Annotated in this window: 19 protein-coding genes; 15 read left to right on the top strand and 4 right to left on the bottom strand. The window is 51.7% G+C overall.

Features of this window, described 5'->3' with window-relative positions:
* Positions 1-205 precede the first annotated feature (205 nt).
* From FRIGORI9N_RS11640 to ftsB, 6 genes are all read left to right on the top strand, one after another.
* Positions 206-910, top strand: coding sequence for a CoA transferase subunit A (locus FRIGORI9N_RS11640; protein ID WP_159571851.1), 705 nt, complete (start codon positions 206-208; stop codon positions 908-910).
* Between the two features lie 12 nt (positions 911-922).
* The gene (locus FRIGORI9N_RS11635) at positions 923-1,567 is read left to right on the top strand and encodes a 3-oxoacid CoA-transferase subunit B (protein WP_159571110.1); all 645 of its coding nucleotides are present in this window, start codon (positions 923-925) and stop codon (positions 1,565-1,567) included.
* Positions 1,568-1,678: 111 nt separating this feature from the next.
* The gene (locus FRIGORI9N_RS11630; RefSeq protein WP_159571107.1) at positions 1,679-3,325 is read left to right on the top strand and encodes a CTP synthase; all 1,647 of its coding nucleotides are present in this window, start codon (positions 1,679-1,681) and stop codon (positions 3,323-3,325) included.
* Between the two features lie 25 nt (positions 3,326-3,350).
* On the top strand, positions 3,351-4,208 hold the full coding sequence (gene kdsA / locus FRIGORI9N_RS11625; protein WP_159571104.1) for a 3-deoxy-8-phosphooctulonate synthase: 858 nt from the start codon (positions 3,351-3,353) through the stop codon (positions 4,206-4,208).
* A 47-nt stretch (positions 4,209-4,255) separates the two neighbouring features.
* The gene (gene eno, locus FRIGORI9N_RS11620) at positions 4,256-5,539 is read left to right on the top strand and encodes a phosphopyruvate hydratase (RefSeq protein ID WP_159571101.1); all 1,284 of its coding nucleotides are present in this window, start codon (positions 4,256-4,258) and stop codon (positions 5,537-5,539) included.
* A 46-nt stretch (positions 5,540-5,585) separates the two neighbouring features.
* Entirely contained in the window at positions 5,586-5,915 is a 330-nt protein-coding gene (ftsB, locus tag FRIGORI9N_RS11615; RefSeq protein WP_159571098.1) for a cell division protein FtsB, read from the top strand.
* Here ftsB and FRIGORI9N_RS11610 read toward each other — a convergent pair.
* Positions 5,912-6,841 (bottom strand): Hsp33 family molecular chaperone HslO, encoded by a 930-nt coding sequence (locus FRIGORI9N_RS11610; protein ID WP_159571095.1) that lies wholly within the window; start codon positions 6,839-6,841, stop codon positions 5,912-5,914. The two genes, ftsB and FRIGORI9N_RS11610, sit on opposite strands and share 4 nt — an antisense overlap.
* A 24-nt stretch (positions 6,842-6,865) precedes the next feature.
* Positions 6,866-7,390, bottom strand: a complete 525-nt coding sequence (locus tag FRIGORI9N_RS11605; protein ID WP_159571092.1) for a gamma carbonic anhydrase family protein — start codon at positions 7,388-7,390, stop codon at positions 6,866-6,868.
* Positions 7,391-7,441: 51 nt separating this feature from the next.
* Here FRIGORI9N_RS11605 and FRIGORI9N_RS11600 point away from each other — a divergent pair, with 51 nt between their 5' ends.
* The 9 genes from FRIGORI9N_RS11600 to FRIGORI9N_RS11560 are packed head-to-tail and all read left to right on the top strand — an operon-like array spanning position 7,442 to position 15,020.
* Positions 7,442-8,278, top strand: coding sequence for a ferritin-like domain-containing protein (locus tag FRIGORI9N_RS11600; RefSeq protein WP_236550879.1), 837 nt, complete (start codon positions 7,442-7,444; stop codon positions 8,276-8,278).
* Positions 8,279-8,293: 15 nt separating this feature from the next.
* Positions 8,294-9,178 carry a 3',5'-nucleoside bisphosphate phosphatase gene (locus tag FRIGORI9N_RS11595; protein ID WP_159571089.1) on the top strand — a complete coding sequence of 295 codons (885 nt, stop codon included), beginning with the start codon at positions 8,294-8,296 and terminating at the stop codon, positions 9,176-9,178.
* A gap of 11 nt (positions 9,179-9,189) precedes the next feature.
* Positions 9,190-9,846: an L-threonylcarbamoyladenylate synthase gene (locus tag FRIGORI9N_RS11590; protein ID WP_159571086.1), complete on the top strand. Its 657-nt coding sequence runs from the start codon at positions 9,190-9,192 to the stop codon at positions 9,844-9,846.
* Entirely contained in the window at positions 9,846-10,502 is a 657-nt protein-coding gene (locus tag FRIGORI9N_RS11585; RefSeq protein ID WP_159571084.1) for a site-2 protease family protein, read from the top strand. Before FRIGORI9N_RS11590 ends, FRIGORI9N_RS11585 begins: the two co-directional genes overlap by 1 nt.
* Positions 10,503-10,508: 6 nt before the next feature.
* Complete coding sequence (trpS, locus tag FRIGORI9N_RS11580; protein WP_159571081.1) at positions 10,509-11,546, top strand: tryptophan--tRNA ligase; 1,038 nt, start codon at positions 10,509-10,511, stop codon at positions 11,544-11,546.
* A 1-nt stretch (position 11,547) separates the two neighbouring features.
* Positions 11,548-12,135 carry a bifunctional 2-polyprenyl-6-hydroxyphenol methylase/3-demethylubiquinol 3-O-methyltransferase UbiG gene (locus tag FRIGORI9N_RS11575; RefSeq protein WP_159571079.1) on the top strand — a complete coding sequence of 196 codons (588 nt, stop codon included), beginning with the start codon at positions 11,548-11,550 and terminating at the stop codon, positions 12,133-12,135.
* On the top strand, positions 12,136-13,014 hold the full coding sequence (gene dapA, locus FRIGORI9N_RS11570) for a 4-hydroxy-tetrahydrodipicolinate synthase (protein WP_159571076.1): 879 nt from the start codon (positions 12,136-12,138) through the stop codon (positions 13,012-13,014). It begins immediately after the preceding gene.
* A gap of 24 nt (positions 13,015-13,038) precedes the next feature.
* Positions 13,039-14,196 (top strand): outer membrane protein assembly factor BamC, encoded by a 1,158-nt coding sequence (gene bamC, locus FRIGORI9N_RS11565; RefSeq protein ID WP_159571073.1) that lies wholly within the window; start codon positions 13,039-13,041, stop codon positions 14,194-14,196.
* 5 nt (positions 14,197-14,201) lie between these two features.
* Positions 14,202-15,020, top strand: coding sequence for an MBL fold metallo-hydrolase (locus FRIGORI9N_RS11560; protein WP_201301483.1), 819 nt, complete (start codon positions 14,202-14,204; stop codon positions 15,018-15,020).
* 85 nt (positions 15,021-15,105) lie between these two features.
* Here the strand turns inward: FRIGORI9N_RS11560 and FRIGORI9N_RS11555 are convergent, their stop codons facing one another.
* Both FRIGORI9N_RS11555 and FRIGORI9N_RS11550 read right to left on the bottom strand, forming a co-directional pair.
* Entirely contained in the window at positions 15,106-15,330 is a 225-nt protein-coding gene (locus tag FRIGORI9N_RS11555; RefSeq protein WP_159571070.1) for a hypothetical protein, read from the bottom strand.
* Positions 15,331-15,568: 238 nt separating this feature from the next.
* Complete coding sequence (locus FRIGORI9N_RS11550; protein ID WP_159571067.1) at positions 15,569-16,720, bottom strand: cupin domain-containing protein; 1,152 nt, start codon at positions 16,718-16,720, stop codon at positions 15,569-15,571.
* Positions 16,721-16,820 lie beyond the last annotated feature (100 nt).

The raw sequence follows: 16,820 nt of genomic DNA, 5'->3' as shown, positions 1-16,820 counted from the left end.
TGCGTCTCCTTAAAATTTGTCGCGGTTGCTACAGCGAGGTGCAGCTTTGATTTTAAGCCGAAAGCTTATTGCATATCGGGAAAAAATAGTTGACTTTGATCTCTAGTCTGAGAAACTTGCTTTTGTGCAATGCAGCAAGAAGATTGCGTGCGCCAAGAAGTTAAACTAATGGCACAAATTCAAAGCATGAGGAATAGAAATGGGGATGAACAAAGTATCGGCCAGTGCCACAGAGGCTTTGGCGGACAAGATCAAGGACGGAATGACGCTTGCCGTGGGTGGTTTTGGCCTGTGCGGCATTCCAGAGGCTTTAATTGAGGCAGTTCGTGCATCGGGTGCAAAAGATTTGACTGTGATCTCGAACAATGCGGGTGTGGATGGCTTTGGCTTGGGCCGATTGCTGGAAACCAGGCAGGTACGCAAGATGATTTCGTCTTATGTGGGTGAGAACAAAGAGTTCGAGCGCCAGTATCTCAGCGGTGAACTGGAACTGGAATTCACGCCACAAGGTACCTTGGCCGAAAAACTGCGCGCAGGTGGTGCCGGTATTCCAGCTTTTTTCACGAAAACCGGTTTTGGAACCGTGATTGCCGATGGCAAGGAAACACGGGTGATCGACGGCGAAAACTATGTGCTGGAGCACAGCCTGAAAGCCGATATTTCGCTGGTGAAAGCCTGGAAGGCGGATACCTCTGGCAATCTGATTTATCGCCTCACTGCGCGCAATTTCAATCCAGAGTGTGCGGCAGCCTCGAAATTTACGGTGGTGGAAGTGGAAGAAATTGTGGAAGTGGGTGCGCTTGATCCCAACTTTATTCACACCCCAGGTATTTATGTGCAGCGTGTTGTATTGAACGCCAATCCTGAAAAGCGGATTGAGAAACGCACACTGGCTACCCCTGCACAATAAGGAGAACAAAAAATGGCGTGGAATCACGATGAAATGGCAGCACGCGCTGCGCGCGAATTGCAAGACGGTTTTTATGTGAATCTGGGTATCGGTTTGCCCACTTTGGTCAGTAACCACATTCCTGATGGCATGGATGTGATGTTGCAAAGTGAAAATGGTTTGTTGGGCATTGGGCCATTTCCTACCGAGGAGCAGGTGGATGCCGATTTGATCAATGCAGGCAAGCAAACCGTGACCACTCTGAATGGGTCAGCTTTCTTCTCAAGTTCAGAATCGTTTGCGATGATTCGCGGCGGGCATATCAATTTGGCCATTTTGGGGGCCATGCAGATCAGTCAGAATGGCGATTTGGCCAATTGGATGATTCCCGGCAAACTGGTGAAAGGCATGGGCGGTGCCATGGACTTGGTGGCGGGTGTGTCGCGTGTAATCGTATTGATGGAGCATGTGGCTCGCAAGAAAGATGGCACGACTGATTTGAAGATTTTGCCTGAATGCACCTTGCCGTTGACAGGTAAAGGCGTGGTCAACCGCATTATTACGGACTTGGCGGTGATGGACGTCACCACGCATGGACTCGAAGTGCTGGAAATAGCGCCAGGCGTATCTAGAGAAGAACTCCAAGAAAAAACAGGGTGTGAACTGAAGTTTAGTTAAGATCACTGGCATGGACCAAGCGCGCTCAGGTTATAATTCTGCTTTCAAACAGCGCACAATTCGCTCAATTGTGCGCCCTACTGAGCGCCGAACAGAGCGCCGCCTGGCACTATGACCAAATATGTATTCGTTACTGGCGGGGTTGTCTCGTCCCTTGGCAAAGGTATTGCCGCAGCATCTTTGGCCGCGATTCTCGAAAGTCGTGGCCTGAAAGTCACCATGCTCAAACTGGATCCGTACATCAACGTGGATCCGGGTACCATGAGCCCATTCCAGCACGGTGAAGTGTTCGTGACCGAAGACGGCGCGGAAACTGACCTTGATTTGGGCCATTACGAGCGTTTCATCTCGACCAAGATGAAAAAGTCCAACAACTTCACAACAGGCCAGATTTACGAATCTGTGCTGCGCAAAGAGCGCCGTGGTGAGTACCTGGGCAAAACGGTTCAGGTGATTCCCCACATTACCAATGAAATTCAAGCTTTCATTGAAAAAGGCGCGCGCGCGGCCTGGGGTGGTGAAACCGATGTGGCCATTGTAGAAATTGGTGGCACCGTGGGTGACATCGAGTCTTTGCCGTTCCTTGAAGCTGTGCGTCAAATGAGCTTGCGCTTGGGGCGCAACAGTGCGTGTTTTGTGCACCTTACATTGGTGCCATTCATTGCCTCTGCAGGCGAATTGAAAACCAAGCCCACGCAGCACAGTGTTCAGAAACTGCGTGAAATCGGTATATTCCCAGACGCACTATTGTGCCGCGCGGATCGCCGTATTCCCGATGATGAACGCGCCAAGATTTCCATGTTCTCGAACGTGCAACTGGAAGCGGTTATTTCTGTTTGGGATGCCGACACAATTTACAAAATCCCGGCCATGCTGGAAGCTCAGAAACTCGATGACATTGTGCTCGAGAAACTGAACATTGAGGTGCCTCGCGCCGATTTGTCCAAATGGGCTGAAATTGTGTACGCGCAGGAAAACCCTGAGCAAAACATCACCATTGGTATGGTGGGTAAATACGTTGACTTGACCGAATCCTACAAGTCTTTGATCGAAGCCCTGAATCACGCTGGCTTGCACACGCGAACCAAGGTGAACATCAACTACATTGACTCAGAAGAAATTGAGACCAACGGTACCGAAAGTTTGAAAAAACTGGACGCGATCCTTGTGCCTGGCGGTTTTGGCAAGCGTGGCACAGAAGGCAAAATCAAGGCCATTCAATACGCCCGTGAAAACAAGGTTCCTTACTTGGGTATTTGTTTGGGTATGCAATTGGCAGTCATTGAATTTGCACGCCATTGCGCAGGTTTGCCCAAGGCCAATTCAACTGAGTTTGACAGCCTGGCAGAAACTCCGGTTGTGGCCCTGATCACCGAGTGGAAAGACAGCACTGGCAAGGTTGAGTTGCGCAGTGATCAAAGCGATTTGGGCGGCACCATGCGCTTGGGCTCGCAGCGTTGCCCGATCAAGCCGGGTACTTTGGCTGAATCCATTTATGGCCCCGAAGTGAACGAGCGCCACCGCCACCGCTATGAAGTGAACAACAATTTTGTGCCGCAGCTTGAAGAAGCTGGCCTGCGCATATCGGCCCGTACGCCCACCGAGAATTTGCCCGAGATCATGGAATTACCTGATCACCCCTGGTTCTTTGGTGTGCAGTTTCACCCCGAGTTCACCAGCACCCCACGGGACAGCCACCCCTTGTTTTTGGCGTACGTGAAGGCCGGTTTGGCCCACAAATTAGCCAAAGCGTTATAAGCTGGACCCAACAGGAGGACACCTCATGAAACTATGCAATTTTGAAGTGGGTTTGGACAAACCTTTTTTCCTGATCGCGGGCCCATGCGTCATTGAAAGTGAACAAATGGCCATGGACACTGCGGGTCAACTCAAGGAAATCTGCGAGTCGTTGGGCGTGCCTTTCATTTACAAAAGCTCGTACGACAAAGCCAACCGCAGTTCAGGCAAAAGCTTTCGTGGTTTGGGCATGGACAAGGGGTTGGACATTCTGGCCAACGTGAAGAAAGCCTTGAATGTAAACGTGTTGACTGATGTTCATGCCATTGAGGAAATTGCGGCAGTAGCCAGCGTGGTGGATGTGTTGCAAACCCCTGCGTTTTTGTGCCGCCAAACCGACTTTATTGAAGCAGTGGCCACGTGCGGTAAACCAGTCAATATCAAGAAGGGGCAGTTTCTGGCCCCCGGCGATATGGTCAATGTAGTGGACAAGGCGCGCGCGGCTGCCATTGAGGCAGGCGGCGATGGCAAAAATATCATGGTGTGTGAACGCGGAGTCAGCTTCGGGTACAACAACCTGGTTTCAGACATGCGAAGCCTGGCCATTATGCGCAACACAAATTGCCCAGTCGTATTTGATGCTACACACAGTGTGCAACTGCCAGGTGGGCAGGGCACAGCAAGCGGTGGTCAGCGTGAATTCGTACCCGTGTTGGCCCGCGCGGCGGTGGCAGTGGGTGTGGCAGGTTTGTTCATGGAAAGTCATCCTGACCCGGCCAAGGCCATGTCAGATGGCCCCAATGCCTGGCCTTTGCCCCGCATGAAAGCCTTGTTGGCTACTTTGCAGGAACTGGACCGTTTGGTGAAGTCTGGCCCACTGGCCGAAACAGACCTGATGAAATAAACAGGCCGAGTATTCAAAACAGAATTTAATCCATCCAAGAGGAAACTATGAGCGCAATTGTTGACGTGATTGGTCGTGAGGTTATTGATTCTCGCGGCAATCCCACCGTGGAATGTGACGTGCTGCTGGAAAGTGGTGCAATGGGCCGTGCGGCCGTGCCCTCTGGTGCGTCTACAGGTACCCGTGAAGCCGTTGAACTGCGCGACGGTGACAAATCCCGTTATTTGGGCAAGGGTGTATTGCGCGCGGTTGAAAACATCAACACAGAGATTTCTGAAGCAATTCTGGGTCTCGATGCACAAGAGCAAGTGTTTCTGGATCAAAACCTGATCGACCTAGACGGTACTGAAAACAAGAGCCGTTTGGGTGCCAATGCCACTTTGGCAGTGTCCATGGCAGTGGCCCGCGCAGCCGCCGAAGAAACTGGCTTGCCTTTGTATCGCTATTTCGGCGGCATGGGCGGCATGAGCCTGCCAGTGCCCATGATGAACGTGATCAACGGTGGTGCACACGCCAATAACAACCTTGACTTGCAAGAGTTCATGATTTTGCCAGTGGGTGCGCCTTCTTTCCGTGAGGCTATTCGCTATGGTGCTGAAGTGTTCCATGCCTTGAAAAAGATCATTCACGACAAGGGCATGTCCACTGCCGTTGGCGACGAGGGCGGTTTTGCACCTTCAGTGGCCAATCACGAGGCTGCCATTCAAATGATCATTCAGGCCATTGAAACTGCAGGCTTTGAGCCTGGCACGCAAGTGGCTTTGGGTCTGGACTGTGCTGCCTCTGAATTTTACAAAGGCGGCAAGTACAAGTTGGCCGGTGAGGGCATGGAGCTGAGTTCGCAGGAATTCGCGCACCTGTTGGAAAGCTGGTGCAACAAGTACCCAATCATTTCCATCGAAGACGGCATGGCCGAGGACGATTGGGACGGGTGGGCTTATTTGTCAAAAACCATGGGCCGCAAAGTACAGTTGGTGGGCGACGACCTGTTTGTAACCAACACCAAGATTTTGGCCGAAGGCATTGAAAAGAACATTGCAAACTCCATTTTGATCAAGATCAATCAGATTGGTACATTGACTGAAACCTTTGCAGCCATCGAGATGGCCAAGCGTGCGCGTTACACCGCAGTGATCTCACATCGCTCGGGCGAGACAGAAGACAGCACGATTGCCGACATTGCTGTGGGTACGAATGCAATGCAAATCAAGACCGGTTCAATGAGCCGTTCGGACCGTGTTGCAAAATACAACCAGCTGTTGCGTATTGAAGAAGACTTGGGTGACATTGCCTACTACCCAGGCCGTTCAGCCTTCTACAACCTGGATTAATCGGTATTAATCAAAGGTGGCCCCGCACAGCGGGGCCTTCTTGTATATGAACCCCAGGCTGATCTCACTCGTCCTTTTTGCTTTGCTGATTTTGCTTCAATACCCCTTGTGGTTCGGCAAAGGGGGGATGCTGCGCGTTAGCGATCTGCAAGGTCAGCTTGAGCAGCAAAAACAGGTGAATGAAGCATTGCGTTTGCGCAATCAACAACTTGAAGGCGATGTGCGCAGTTTGAGTGAGGGTGTTGAGGCGATCGAAGAACGTGCCAGAAACGACTTCGGCATGATTAAAAAAGACGAAGTATTTATTCAGTTGATTGAGCCCCGCGGACAGCCTGCGGCCGCACCGTCTGGTGCAGCTGCAAAACCTGCCAATTAATGCAGAGTGGGCGGCAAGGGAGGCTGATCCCCGTCGTTTTGAGCGTCGTCGGTGAACAATGCATTGCAATCGTCTCGGGTAAAAGAATAGTTTGCATTGCAGAAATCACATTGAATTTCCACTGTCGGGTTTTCCGATAAGGCGTCGTCAAGCTCGGCCTGTCCCAGAGTCAGCAACATTTTCCCAACTTTTTCGCGTGAGCAGGTGCATTCAAAGTGCGCTTGGCGCTCTGCCAGACCATCTGGGTCTTCTTCCCAAAAAAGCCGCTTTGCCAACTCGTCGGTTTCGATTGTCAGGTGTTCTTCCGTTTGCAGTGTGTTAATCAAGGCTTTTAAGCGGTCCCAGCCATCGGCATCAAATTCTTTGCTTGAAGTAATGCCCCCGTGTTGTGGCATTTGCTGAAGCATGACACCGGCTGCGGTTGTTGCGTCCGAATTCAAAATCAGGCGGGTTTCCAGCTGTTCACTGCTGTGCATGTACGCTTCAAGAGAATCGGCCACGGTGCTGCCTGCAAGCGGCACAATGCCTTGGTAGGGGGCTTGTCCCGGCAGGCGGTTGCGTGGATCCAGAATAATGGCGCAAATGCCTTTGCCCGTTGCATTGACCAAGTCTTTGAAGCTGGCATTCTCAGGAATTTCAGCATCTTCAGCAAGCTTGACAGTGGCACGCAAGCCCAAGCGGCTGTTGCATTCAGCAACCAATAAACGAATTGGCCCGTCGCCTTGTATTTGAATAATCAAGGATCCCTCAAACTTCAGGGATGCGGACAACATGGTGCTGGCAGCGACCAATTCACCCAGTACTTTTTGAACAGGCCTGGGGTAGTCGTTGTTTTGAACCACTTGTTGCCAAGCCTTGGAAAGGTGGACCAAGTGCGCGCGGCAACTGGATTGATCAAAAATCAGGGTACGTAGAGTGTCGGTCATGGATACTAATTGGGGCTGCTAAGATTAATCGTCGATTCTTTCAAGTGTTTCTTTGAACAACTTGGCTTTTTGTACATAGAAGGCGGCGCCAATCAGGCGGGCCACTTCATCGTCGTTCAAGGTTCGGATCACTTTTCCAGGCGAGCCTACTACCAGGGAGCGATCGGGAATTTCCTTGCCTTCGGTGATCAGGGCGCCGGCGCCGATGATACAGTTTTTTCCGATCTTCGCACCGTTCAACACCACTGAACGAATACCGATCAAACTGCCTTCACCCACTGTGCAGCCGTGCAGGCAAGCCTGATGCCCCACAGTGACATTTTTGCCCACAACCATGGGGTAGCCGATGTCGGTGTGCAGCACCGCGCCTTCCTGCACATTGCTGCCTTCCATGATGTGGATTAGTTCGTTGTCGCCGCGAATGGCAGCAAAATCCCAAACCGAGGTGTTTTCATCGAGCTGCACTTTGCCAATGATGCTGGCCATTTCAGCCACATAGGCGCTGGAGTGCACGGTGGGCGCTTCGCCGTTGATTTTGTACTTGGCCACAATTGTCTCCTGTGTCGGGGTGTTGCCATGGTTTGTTTGCCTTAAAATACCATGATCGATCCCTTATGCAGTGTGCTCATGGGCAGTGGACTTGAACAAACTTTAAGACAGACCGCCTTGCAGGCTTTGGAATGTAAAGATTCCCTGGAGAAGGTGCGTCTTGTTCTTGCAATTGACGTGAGCTTGCCCCTTGGGAGTCAAGCAAGCTTTTGCTCCCGCGTGGGGCGGCCAGACAAGCCTGAGCTGGTTCACCCTGCGCGCGTGCCCACACGAAAAGTCAGTCAACCCGTGGGGCGTGGCATGTTGCTGCACTCACTGGCCCATATTGAATTCAATGCAATTAACTTGGCGCTCGATTTGCTGGTTCGTTTTCCTTTCATGCCTGAACAGTTTTATCTGGACTGGCTGAAGGTGGCCAAAGAAGAGGCGCTTCACCATTCGTTGTTGTGCGACCGTCTTGCGGCGTATGAATTGACGTATGGGGACTACCCTGCACACGACGGCCTGTGGCAAATGGCCGAAAAAACCAAAGAAAGCTTGCTGGCGCGACTTGCACTGGTGCCCAGGTTACTGGAGGCACGGGGGCTGGATGTGTCGCCTGCCATACGTGAGAAACTGGCCGCAGCTGGCGACATGGAAAGCGCCAAAGTGCTAGACATTATTTTGCGTGATGAAATTGGGCATGTGGCCATTGGCAACCGCTGGTTCAATGAAGTGTGCAACAATGAATTACGCGATCCCATTGAAGCGTTCGAATATTGTCTGCGGGAATACACCGCACCACAGCCCCGATCGCCGTTCAATTTCAAGGCTCGCGCCCAGGCTGGTTTCTCTGAAGAAGAGTTGGCCTGGTTGATGCAAGTTGAATTGGAGCAATCGGCCCAATAAGCCAATTGCAAAAGTATGAGTAAAGCAGCACAAATCAATTGGAGCGACCCGCATTTGATCAATGCGGATTTGCATTGCCACTCCACCACATCGGATGGCACGTTGACGCCAGAAGAGTTGGCAGAACGCGCAGCAGCCAACGGTGTACAAATTTGGTCACTGACCGACCACGATGAGGTGGGTGGTTTGGCCCGAGCGTCAAAAGCCGCCGCTGAACATGGCATGATTTTTATTCCTGGTGTTGAAATCTCGGTGACCTGGTCTGCGGTGACCTTGCACATTGTGGGTTTGAATGTTGATTACGTGAACTCACCCCTGGAGAATGGCTTGGTCAGCGTGCGAAATGGACGCACCGAACGTGCCATGGAAATGTCGCGCCAACTGGAAAAGGTTGGTATTGATGGCGTGTACGAAGGCGCCTTGAAGTTCGTGGGTAATCCCAACCTGATCAGCCGCACACATTTTGCGCGTTGTCTTGTAGAAAGGGGCGTTTGCAAAGACATTCGTGAAGTGTTCGAGCGCTTTTTGACCCCCGGTAAGCCCGGCTACGTGCCGCATGAATGGGCCAGCCTGAAACAGGCGGTGCAATGGATTCTCGATTCAAATGGCCAGGCCGTGATTGCGCACCCTGGGCGCTACGATTTGAATCCCATGCAGATGGACGAACTGGTTACCCAGTTTGTGAAGCTGGGCGGGGAGGGCATAGAGGTGGTAACGGGCAGCCACACCACCGATCAGTACGCCACCTATGCACGCAAGTCGGTGCGCTCAGGTTTGAAGGCGTCGCGTGGGTCCGATTTTCATGGTCCCACTGAATCCAGGGTTAATTTGGGTGAATTGCCCCGTCTGCCGGATGGTTGCGTGCCAATCTGGGATAATTGGGGCAAGTTGTTCAGCTAACAGGATCCCCATTGGCGCAGTTATTCAACGTTCACCCCCAAAATCCGCAATCGCGTTTGTGCAAGCAGGCGGCTGACCTGATCAATTCAGGTGGCATTGCCGCCATTCCAACGGACAGTTGCTACGCCCTGGTGTGCCATCTCGATGATAAAAATGCAGTAGAACGTTTGCGCAGGCTGAAAGGTATTTCCGAGAAACAGCACTTGGCCTTGCTATGCAAAGACTTGAGTGAACTGGGCAGCTACGCCAAAGTGAACAATGTTCAATACCGCCTGTTGAAGTCGGTTTTTCCGGGGCCTTACACCTTCATTCTTGAAGCAACCAAAGAAGTGCCCAAGCGGGTTTCGCATCCGTCCAAAAAATCAATTGGTTTGCGCGTGCCTGCTCACGCAGTGGTGCAGGGCTTGCTCGAACACATTGAAGGCGCGTTGATTGCCACGACTTTGCAACTTCCGGGAATGGAAGAGCCGGCACGCAGTGGCTGGGAAGCCCAAGAGGCTGTGGGCAATGATGTCGATTTGATTGTGGACGATGGTGAATATTGTGGCGCTTTCCCGACCACAGTGATCGACTGGACTGGCGAAGATCCGGTGGTAGTGCGTGTGGGTGCCGGGCCTTTAACCGGCCCGCTCGAGCCAGTCAACATTGAAGAACAGGAAGAGCTGTAATGGATTCAAGCATCATTCAAACGATTGCGGTGTATGCACTGCCGGTGTTGTTTGCCATTACCTTGCATGAGGCTGCGCATGGTTATGTAGCAAGAATGTATGGCGACAACACTGCGATGTACGCGGGTCGAATTACGTTAAACCCGATCAAGCACATTGACCCTGTGGGCACAATTCTGGTGCCAATCGCAATTTTGGTGTCTTCGAGCTTAATGGGAGTTGGCGCTTTTCTCTTTGGCTGGGCCAAGCCCGTACCCGTGAATTTCGGGAATTTGCGCAATCCGAAAAAAGACATTCGCTTCGTGGCATTTGCCGGTCCAGGTGCAAATTTCATCATGGCCCTGATGTGGGTGCTCAGTCTGAAATTACAAATTGTTACCGGTTTGAACGAACCATTTTTCGCTGAAATGGCCAAGGCCGGTATCGTGGTGAACCTGGTGTTGGCGGCTTTGAACCTGTTACCCATTTTGCCGCTGGATGGTGGTCGAATTCTGTTCAGCTTCCTGCCCAGTTCTGCAGCCTATAGTTTCAGCCGCACCGAGCCCTATGGCATGATCGTGCTCATTGCACTCTTGATGCTGGGTATCTTGCCCATGTTCATTCAGCCCGTTGTTAGTGTCGGGTTGAACGTGCTAACCCTTTTGTTTAATTTTTAAGCCACCATGTTTGCTGAACGCGTATTGTCGGGCATGCGCCCAACCGGTTTGTTACACCTTGGCCATTATCATGGCGTGCTGAAAAACTGGGTGAAACTGCAAAATGAGTTTCCCTGCCTGTTTTTTGTGGCCGATTGGCATGCGCTGACCACGCACTACGAAACCCCTGAAGTGATCAAGGAAAACGTGTGGGACATGGTTGTTGACTGGCTTGCTGCGGGCGTAGATCCCGAGAAAGCCACCTTGTTTGTTCAATCGAAGGTGCCCGAGCATGCCGAGTTGCATTTGCTGCTCTCGATGAACACGCCGTTGAGCTGGCTTGAACGCGTACCCACTTACAAAGACCAACAGGAAAAGCTCAGCGACAAAGACTTGGGCACCTATGGCTTTCTGGGTTACCCGCTGTTGCAGTCTGCCGATATTCTTATTTACCGAGCAACGCAGGTGCCGGTGGGCGAGGACCAGGTGCCGCACATTGAATTAACACGTGAAATCGCGCGGCGCTTCAACCACTTTTACAGCAAGGAAAAGTTGCTGAATGCGAAAGGTGCCGAAATTGGCCGCAAGCCGATTTTACTGGAGCCCAAAGCTTTGCTGACTGAAGCCAGCAAAATGCCGGGCCTGGACGGTTTTAAGATGTCCAAGAGCTACCAAAACACCTTGGCCCTGCGTGAAACACCCGAAAACATTTCTCAAAAAGTGCGGAAAATGCCCACCGATCCCGCTCGGGTGCGCCGCACGGATCCCGGTGACCCCGCGAAATGTCCCGTGTGGCCGCTGCATGAAGTGTATTCCGATGCCAGCACCAAGCAGTGGGTACAAGAGGGGTGTAAATCGGCGGGAATTGGCTGCATTCAATGCAAAGAACCGATTATTCAAGCGATCACCGATGAATTGGCTCCCATGCGCGAGCGTGCAGCCATGTACACGGAGAACCCGACACTGGTGCGCAAAATAATCAGCGAAGGTTGTGAGCGTGCGCGTGCCATGGCCAACGACACCATGAAAGACGTGCGCAAGCACATGGGTCTGGATTATTCCTGAGATGACTGAACACCATGCCAACCCTGCCATGGCGCCTTCACCATGGGTTCGCCTTTGTGTGGAAAGCCTGCATGCCTCGGGTGCTGTCAAGCCAGGTTTAAGGGCACTTGACCTTGCTTGCGGCGGTGGTCGCCACGCTCTGTATTTGGCTTCTCTTGGTTACACGGTGCATGCTGTTGACAAAAATACGCCAGACACCATTTGGCCCGTCAATGTACAGTTTGAGGCCATGGATCTGGAGCAGGCTGATTGGCCTTTGGCCGGGCAGCAATACGACTTGATCGTGGTGACCAACTACCTGCATCGCCCACATTTTGCGAACCTTTTGGCTAACCTGAAGTCTCAGAATGCAGTGCTGGTTTATGAAACCTTCATGGATGGCAATGCGCAATTCGGTTCGCCACGCAGCCCGCAGTTTTTGCTGCAACCGGGCGAATTACTTTCCCGTATGTCTTCATTGAATGTAATGCGTTTTGAACAGGGGCTGCGAAGCATTCCAAGCCCTGCAATGATTCAACGGGCCATGGGCATTACAGGTGCTTGGTCTGAGATACAATCTGGAACAATAACACTCACTCAAAGGGACTAAATGATCACTGGCAGCATTGTCGCGATTGTTTCGCCGATGTTTGAAGACGGGTCGCTGGACTATGACAGTTACCGTCAGCTCATTGATTGGCACATTGAACAAGGTACCGACTCGATCGTAGCGGTAGGAACCACTGGCGAATCGCCTACTGTGGACGTTGAAGAGCATGGCGAGCTGATCCGCGTTGCTGTGGAGCAGGCTGCTGGCCGCATACCTATTATTGCGGGTACCGGCGGCAATTCAACCACCGAGGCAATCGAGCTTACTGAATTTGCACGCAAGGTGGGCGCCGCTGCCAGCTTGCAGGTGGTGCCTTACTACAACAAACCCACCCAGGAAGGCATTTACCTGCACATGCGCAAGGTGGCCGAGGCTGTAAATCTGCCAGTTATTCTGTACAACGTGCCAGGGCGCACGGTGGCCGATATGGCGCATTCTACGGTTGTACGGCTAAGCCAGGTCGATGGTATTGTGGGCATCAAGGAAGCCACTGGCGACCTTGAGCGTGGCGCGTGGCTGATCCGCGATACAGCGCCCGATTTTGCGGTGTATAGCGGAGACGATCCCACCGCCGTGAATTTGATGCTCATGGGCGGGAAAGGCAATATTTCGGTGACTGCCAACGTGGCCCCCAAGTTGATGCATGAACTGTGTGTTGCTGCCATTGCAGGCGATTCGAAAACTGCACACGCATTGAATTTGAGTTTGCTGGATTTGCACCAAGCCATGTTTGTACAGGCCAACCCAATTCCCGTGAAATACGCATTGAGTAAAATGGGCAAAATGGCACCGGGTGTGCGCTTGCCACTAACTCGACTGGAATCCAATTTTCACCAAACCGTGGACGCCGCCTTGCGTGCGCACCGGTTGATCGACTAAAGACGACTTAAGGCTGTGAAACAAATGGAATTGAACAAGACAACCTCTTTCAAACTGTTGCTGATCGTAGCGGCTGTATCCACTGCGGCAGGCTGCGCCTCCTACAAAGAGGCTGTGGAAGGACAGAAAACGGCATACCGCACCGCTGAAAAGCGGGAGCAGGGCCTTGAAGTGCCGCCCGATTTGACTGCTCAGTCGGCTGATGAGCAATTCCTGATTCCCGGTGAGTCTGGTTCAGGTTCTGTGTCGGCATCGTCTTTCTACAGCGGCGGCGGTACTCGTCCCGCAGCAGCACGTCCACAAGCGCAGACCGAGCCCATACTGGTGGCTTCTGAAGATGTAAAAATCAAGCGCGTGGGCAATTTGCGTTCTCTGGAAGTGAAAATGCCTCCGGAACAACTGTGGCCCAAGTTGCGTGAATTCTGGAAAGACACAGGATTTGAGTTGGCAGTGGATGATCCCAAAATTGGTTTAATGGAAACCAACTGGGCTGAAAACCGGGCAAATATTCCCTTGGATGGAATTCGCAAGGTTATCGGTACTGTATTTGATGGTATTTACTCCAGCAATACCCGTGACCGTTACCGTACCCGTGTTGAGCCCATTGCAGGGGGTGTTGAAATTTTCGTGACCCACCGTGGTATGGAAGAAAACTACACCGATCAGTCTCAGTCCAGCCTGGTGTGGATGAGTCGTCCTTCTGATCCCGAACTTGAAGCCGAAATGCTGAACCGCTTGATGGCCAAGCTGACAGGCGATGAAAAGGCTGCAGCAGCGGCAGGTCGCCCAGTCACCCAAGAGTTGATTTCCGTGCAGAAGAAACCTGAAGGAACGTCGATCATATTGGCTGAGGATTTTCCGTTGGCATGGCGACGCGTGGGCTTTGGTCTTGATCGTGCCGGCTTTATCGTCGAAGACCGTGATCGCTCCAATGGTGTGTACTACGTGAAGTACATTCCTGATTCGGCCTCGGCGGAAGGCGAGAAAACCGGTTTCTTCGGAAAACTTTTCGGTGGTGCATCCAATGACAACACCCTGAAAGCAGATCAACGCTTCCAGGTGGTTGTTGCGCCTGAAGGTAACAAATCAACCTCGGTCAAGTTTACTTCCGAGCGTGGTGCGGCTGTTGATGCTGCAATTTCCGAAGAAGCGGCAACCAAGCTGGCCGGTAAACTCCGGTAATTGGTGTGCGCTTTGCGAGTCTGGGCAGTGGTAGCGAAGGCAACAGTTGGCTGTTTGAATGCAGGCTGACTGATGCCCCCACACGCCTGATGGTGGACTGCGGTTTTGCTGTCAAGGAAACCGTGGGGCGCCTTGAGCGCGTTGGACTTGCGCCTGGGGATGTCGACGCCATTGTGGTCACCCACGAGCATGGTGATCACATTGGTGGGGTGTTCAAGTTCAGTCGAAAATTTGGCACCCCTGTGTATTTGACGCACGGTACCTGGCGTGCCGCGTTGAGATCCAAATTGACCGACGAGGATTATCTGCAATCGGGGCGGGTGGTGTTAATTGACAGCCATTCCCCGTTTAGCGTGAAAAGCCTGACTTTGCACCCATTTCCCGTGCCTCACGATGCTGCTGAACCGATTCAAATGCTGATTGAATCGAAGTCGGGGTTTGTCACTGGCATTCTGACCGACTGTGGCAGCGCTACGCCGCATTTGGTGAACATGTTGAACCGGGCGCATGCCCTGATTCTCGAATCCAATCACTGCCCTGAAATGCTGTCCAATTCGCCTTATCCGCCAAGCTTGAAAAAAAGGGTAGGCGGCGATTATGGGCACCTGAGTAATCAGGTGGCTTGCGACATTCTCAGAAGGCTTGATTCCGGCAGTTTGCAGTTTGTGGTGGCTGCTCATTTAAGCCAAACCACGAATTGTCCCAATGTGGTTCAACAAATGTGGGCCGAGGTACTGACCCCACGGGGAATTGCGTTTGACATTGCCTGCCAGGCGGAGGGTTTTGGTTGGACCAGTCTTGATTCAAGGCAAATAGCCGCTTGATTTTTTTCAGCTGAATCAACAAAAAAGCCCCATGGTTTTCACCTGGGGCTTTTTGTTTTCAATCGCTTTTACAAGCGAATTGAATTTACTTCTTTTCTTCTTCAGCTGGGGCAGCTGCTGGCTCAGTAGCGGCTGGCTCAGTTGCTGCTGGTTCCATTGCTGCTGGCTCAGTTGCTGCTGGCTCAGTAGCTGCAGGAGCTTGCTCAGTTACTGCAGGCGCTGCTGGTTCAACAGGAGCTGCTTCTTCTTTCTTGCCACAAGCGGCCAAAGCAACTGCAAACAAAGATGCGATCAAAATTGAGTTTTTCATGTTTATTCCTTTTGGGGTCACGAACTAGGCGCCGATTCAAGCGCCTTTTTTAGAGCAAATAGGCTCACAAGAGAACCCAGAATCACCCATTTTCCTGCCGGGTGTTCAAGCACTCAAGCGGAAAACTCTGCAAATTCTAACGAATAGCCCGTCAAATTCAAGTCATTGTTTCGACCTTATTTTCGAAGCAAAATTCTATTGACTTTGCCGAGTCGTTTCAAATTCTAAATGAAATTAATCATATTAGGGTTTCTACCCAACCGGCTTTTGCAAAACCAATTAAAAAATACTGAAATTCAGGGTTTTTTAATGCTTCTGCGGCGTCGGTTGGCTCCATTTCACGCTGGTTTGCGAGCTTTTGCAGCTGTTTAACGGTAAGGGCACTGGTCGGGTTGACAGCGTCGCCATTGATATAGAAAACCTCATCTTTGAACAACATTTTAGTTTTCATGCTTAATGCAATGCCGCGCACGCCAAGTACACTAATTATTTCCGGTATATCTTGATCGTCTGTGTTGTTTACAAAATACACATGAGGCTTGGGTTCGGTCAGCAAAATCCCCATGCTGCGCTGTATTTGAGGCGATTGCGCTGAAAACTGCTGAATCAAATTAAAACCGAAATTCAGCATGTCGTCAGGAATTTCTGCGGGGTTTTTCTGTAGCCCTCGCGCTGGGTCAGAAAACAATTTTTGAGTCATGCCTGGATCTTGTTCAATTTGATCGGCCATGTCGCGCAAAATACCGCTTAGAACCTCCGCTTGTGTGGGTGCTCTGAATCCAATGCTTAGTGTCGAGCAGGTGCCCTCTGCGATCCCATCGTGACCATAATTGGGCGGCAGGTAAAGCATGTCACCAGGTTCGAGCACAAATTCCTCTGTTGGCTCGAACTCCTTCAGTATTTTCAAAGGTACGCCTTCTTCGAGTTCCTTGTTTAAAAGCGGACCGATCTTCCAGCGCCTTTTGCCATGCATTTGAAGCAAAAATACATCGTAGGAGTCGTAATGTGGGCCCACGCCGCCACCGTCGCTGGCCAGGCTGAGCATGATGTCATCAAGGCGCGCATCGGGAATAAAGCGAAACAGTTGTAGCAGATCGTAGGCCTCGGGCAGGTGATGGTCGATGCCCTGGATTAGCACGGTCCATGCCTTTTTCTTCATGGGTGGAAGCTCGTCAAACGGCCCTTGCTCGAGTGTCCAGCCGTTTTTTCCATATTGAATCAAGCGACTTTCAATGTCTTCATCCGAGGCCATCTCGGCGATGGTGTCCAGATCGCAAAGGGGTTCAAAATTCGGGAACGCTTGACGAAAAAGGAATGGTTTGACGTGCCAGTGTTCGGTCATGAACTGTTCAGTGGTCAGATTGGCGATTTGGGTGAGGGGTTTGATCATCTGCGGGAGCTTTATTTGGGTGATTTATCGATTACGGGTATCATAGGCCACCTTAAAAGACTGCCCACTGTTCGGGCGCTGATTTCTGGAGTTATGTACG

The sequence above is a fragment of the Limnobacter sp. 130 genome (assembly GCF_902506325.1).
Lineage (GTDB): Bacteria > Pseudomonadota > Gammaproteobacteria > Burkholderiales > Burkholderiaceae_B > Limnobacter.
This window is presented reverse-complemented; position numbering and strand designations above follow the sequence as displayed.

Coding starts and splice junctions, on each gene's coding strand:
- FRIGORI9N_RS11640 (WP_159571851.1), top strand. CDS start 206: ATGAACAAAGTATCGGCCAGTGCCACAGAGGCTTTGGCGGACAAGATC.
- FRIGORI9N_RS11635 (WP_159571110.1), top strand. CDS start 923: ATGGCGTGGAATCACGATGAAATGGCAGCACGCGCTGCGCGCGAATTG.
- FRIGORI9N_RS11630 (WP_159571107.1), top strand. CDS start 1,679: ATGACCAAATATGTATTCGTTACTGGCGGGGTTGTCTCGTCCCTTGGC.
- kdsA (WP_159571104.1), top strand. CDS start 3,351: ATGAAACTATGCAATTTTGAAGTGGGTTTGGACAAACCTTTTTTCCTG.
- eno (WP_159571101.1), top strand. CDS start 4,256: ATGAGCGCAATTGTTGACGTGATTGGTCGTGAGGTTATTGATTCTCGC.
- ftsB (WP_159571098.1), top strand. CDS start 5,586: ATGAACCCCAGGCTGATCTCACTCGTCCTTTTTGCTTTGCTGATTTTG.
- FRIGORI9N_RS11610 (WP_159571095.1), bottom strand. CDS start 6,841: ATGACCGACACTCTACGTACCCTGATTTTTGATCAATCCAGTTGCCGC.
- FRIGORI9N_RS11600 (WP_236550879.1), top strand. CDS start 7,442: ATGATCGATCCCTTATGCAGTGTGCTCATGGGCAGTGGACTTGAACAA.
- FRIGORI9N_RS11595 (WP_159571089.1), top strand. CDS start 8,294: ATGAGTAAAGCAGCACAAATCAATTGGAGCGACCCGCATTTGATCAAT.
- FRIGORI9N_RS11585 (WP_159571084.1), top strand. CDS start 9,846: ATGGATTCAAGCATCATTCAAACGATTGCGGTGTATGCACTGCCGGTG.
- trpS (WP_159571081.1), top strand. CDS start 10,509: ATGTTTGCTGAACGCGTATTGTCGGGCATGCGCCCAACCGGTTTGTTA.
- FRIGORI9N_RS11575 (WP_159571079.1), top strand. CDS start 11,548: ATGACTGAACACCATGCCAACCCTGCCATGGCGCCTTCACCATGGGTT.
- dapA (WP_159571076.1), top strand. CDS start 12,136: ATGATCACTGGCAGCATTGTCGCGATTGTTTCGCCGATGTTTGAAGAC.
- bamC (WP_159571073.1), top strand. CDS start 13,039: ATGGAATTGAACAAGACAACCTCTTTCAAACTGTTGCTGATCGTAGCG.
- FRIGORI9N_RS11555 (WP_159571070.1), bottom strand. CDS start 15,330: ATGAAAAACTCAATTTTGATCGCATCTTTGTTTGCAGTTGCTTTGGCC.
- FRIGORI9N_RS11550 (WP_159571067.1), bottom strand. CDS start 16,720: ATGATCAAACCCCTCACCCAAATCGCCAATCTGACCACTGAACAGTTC.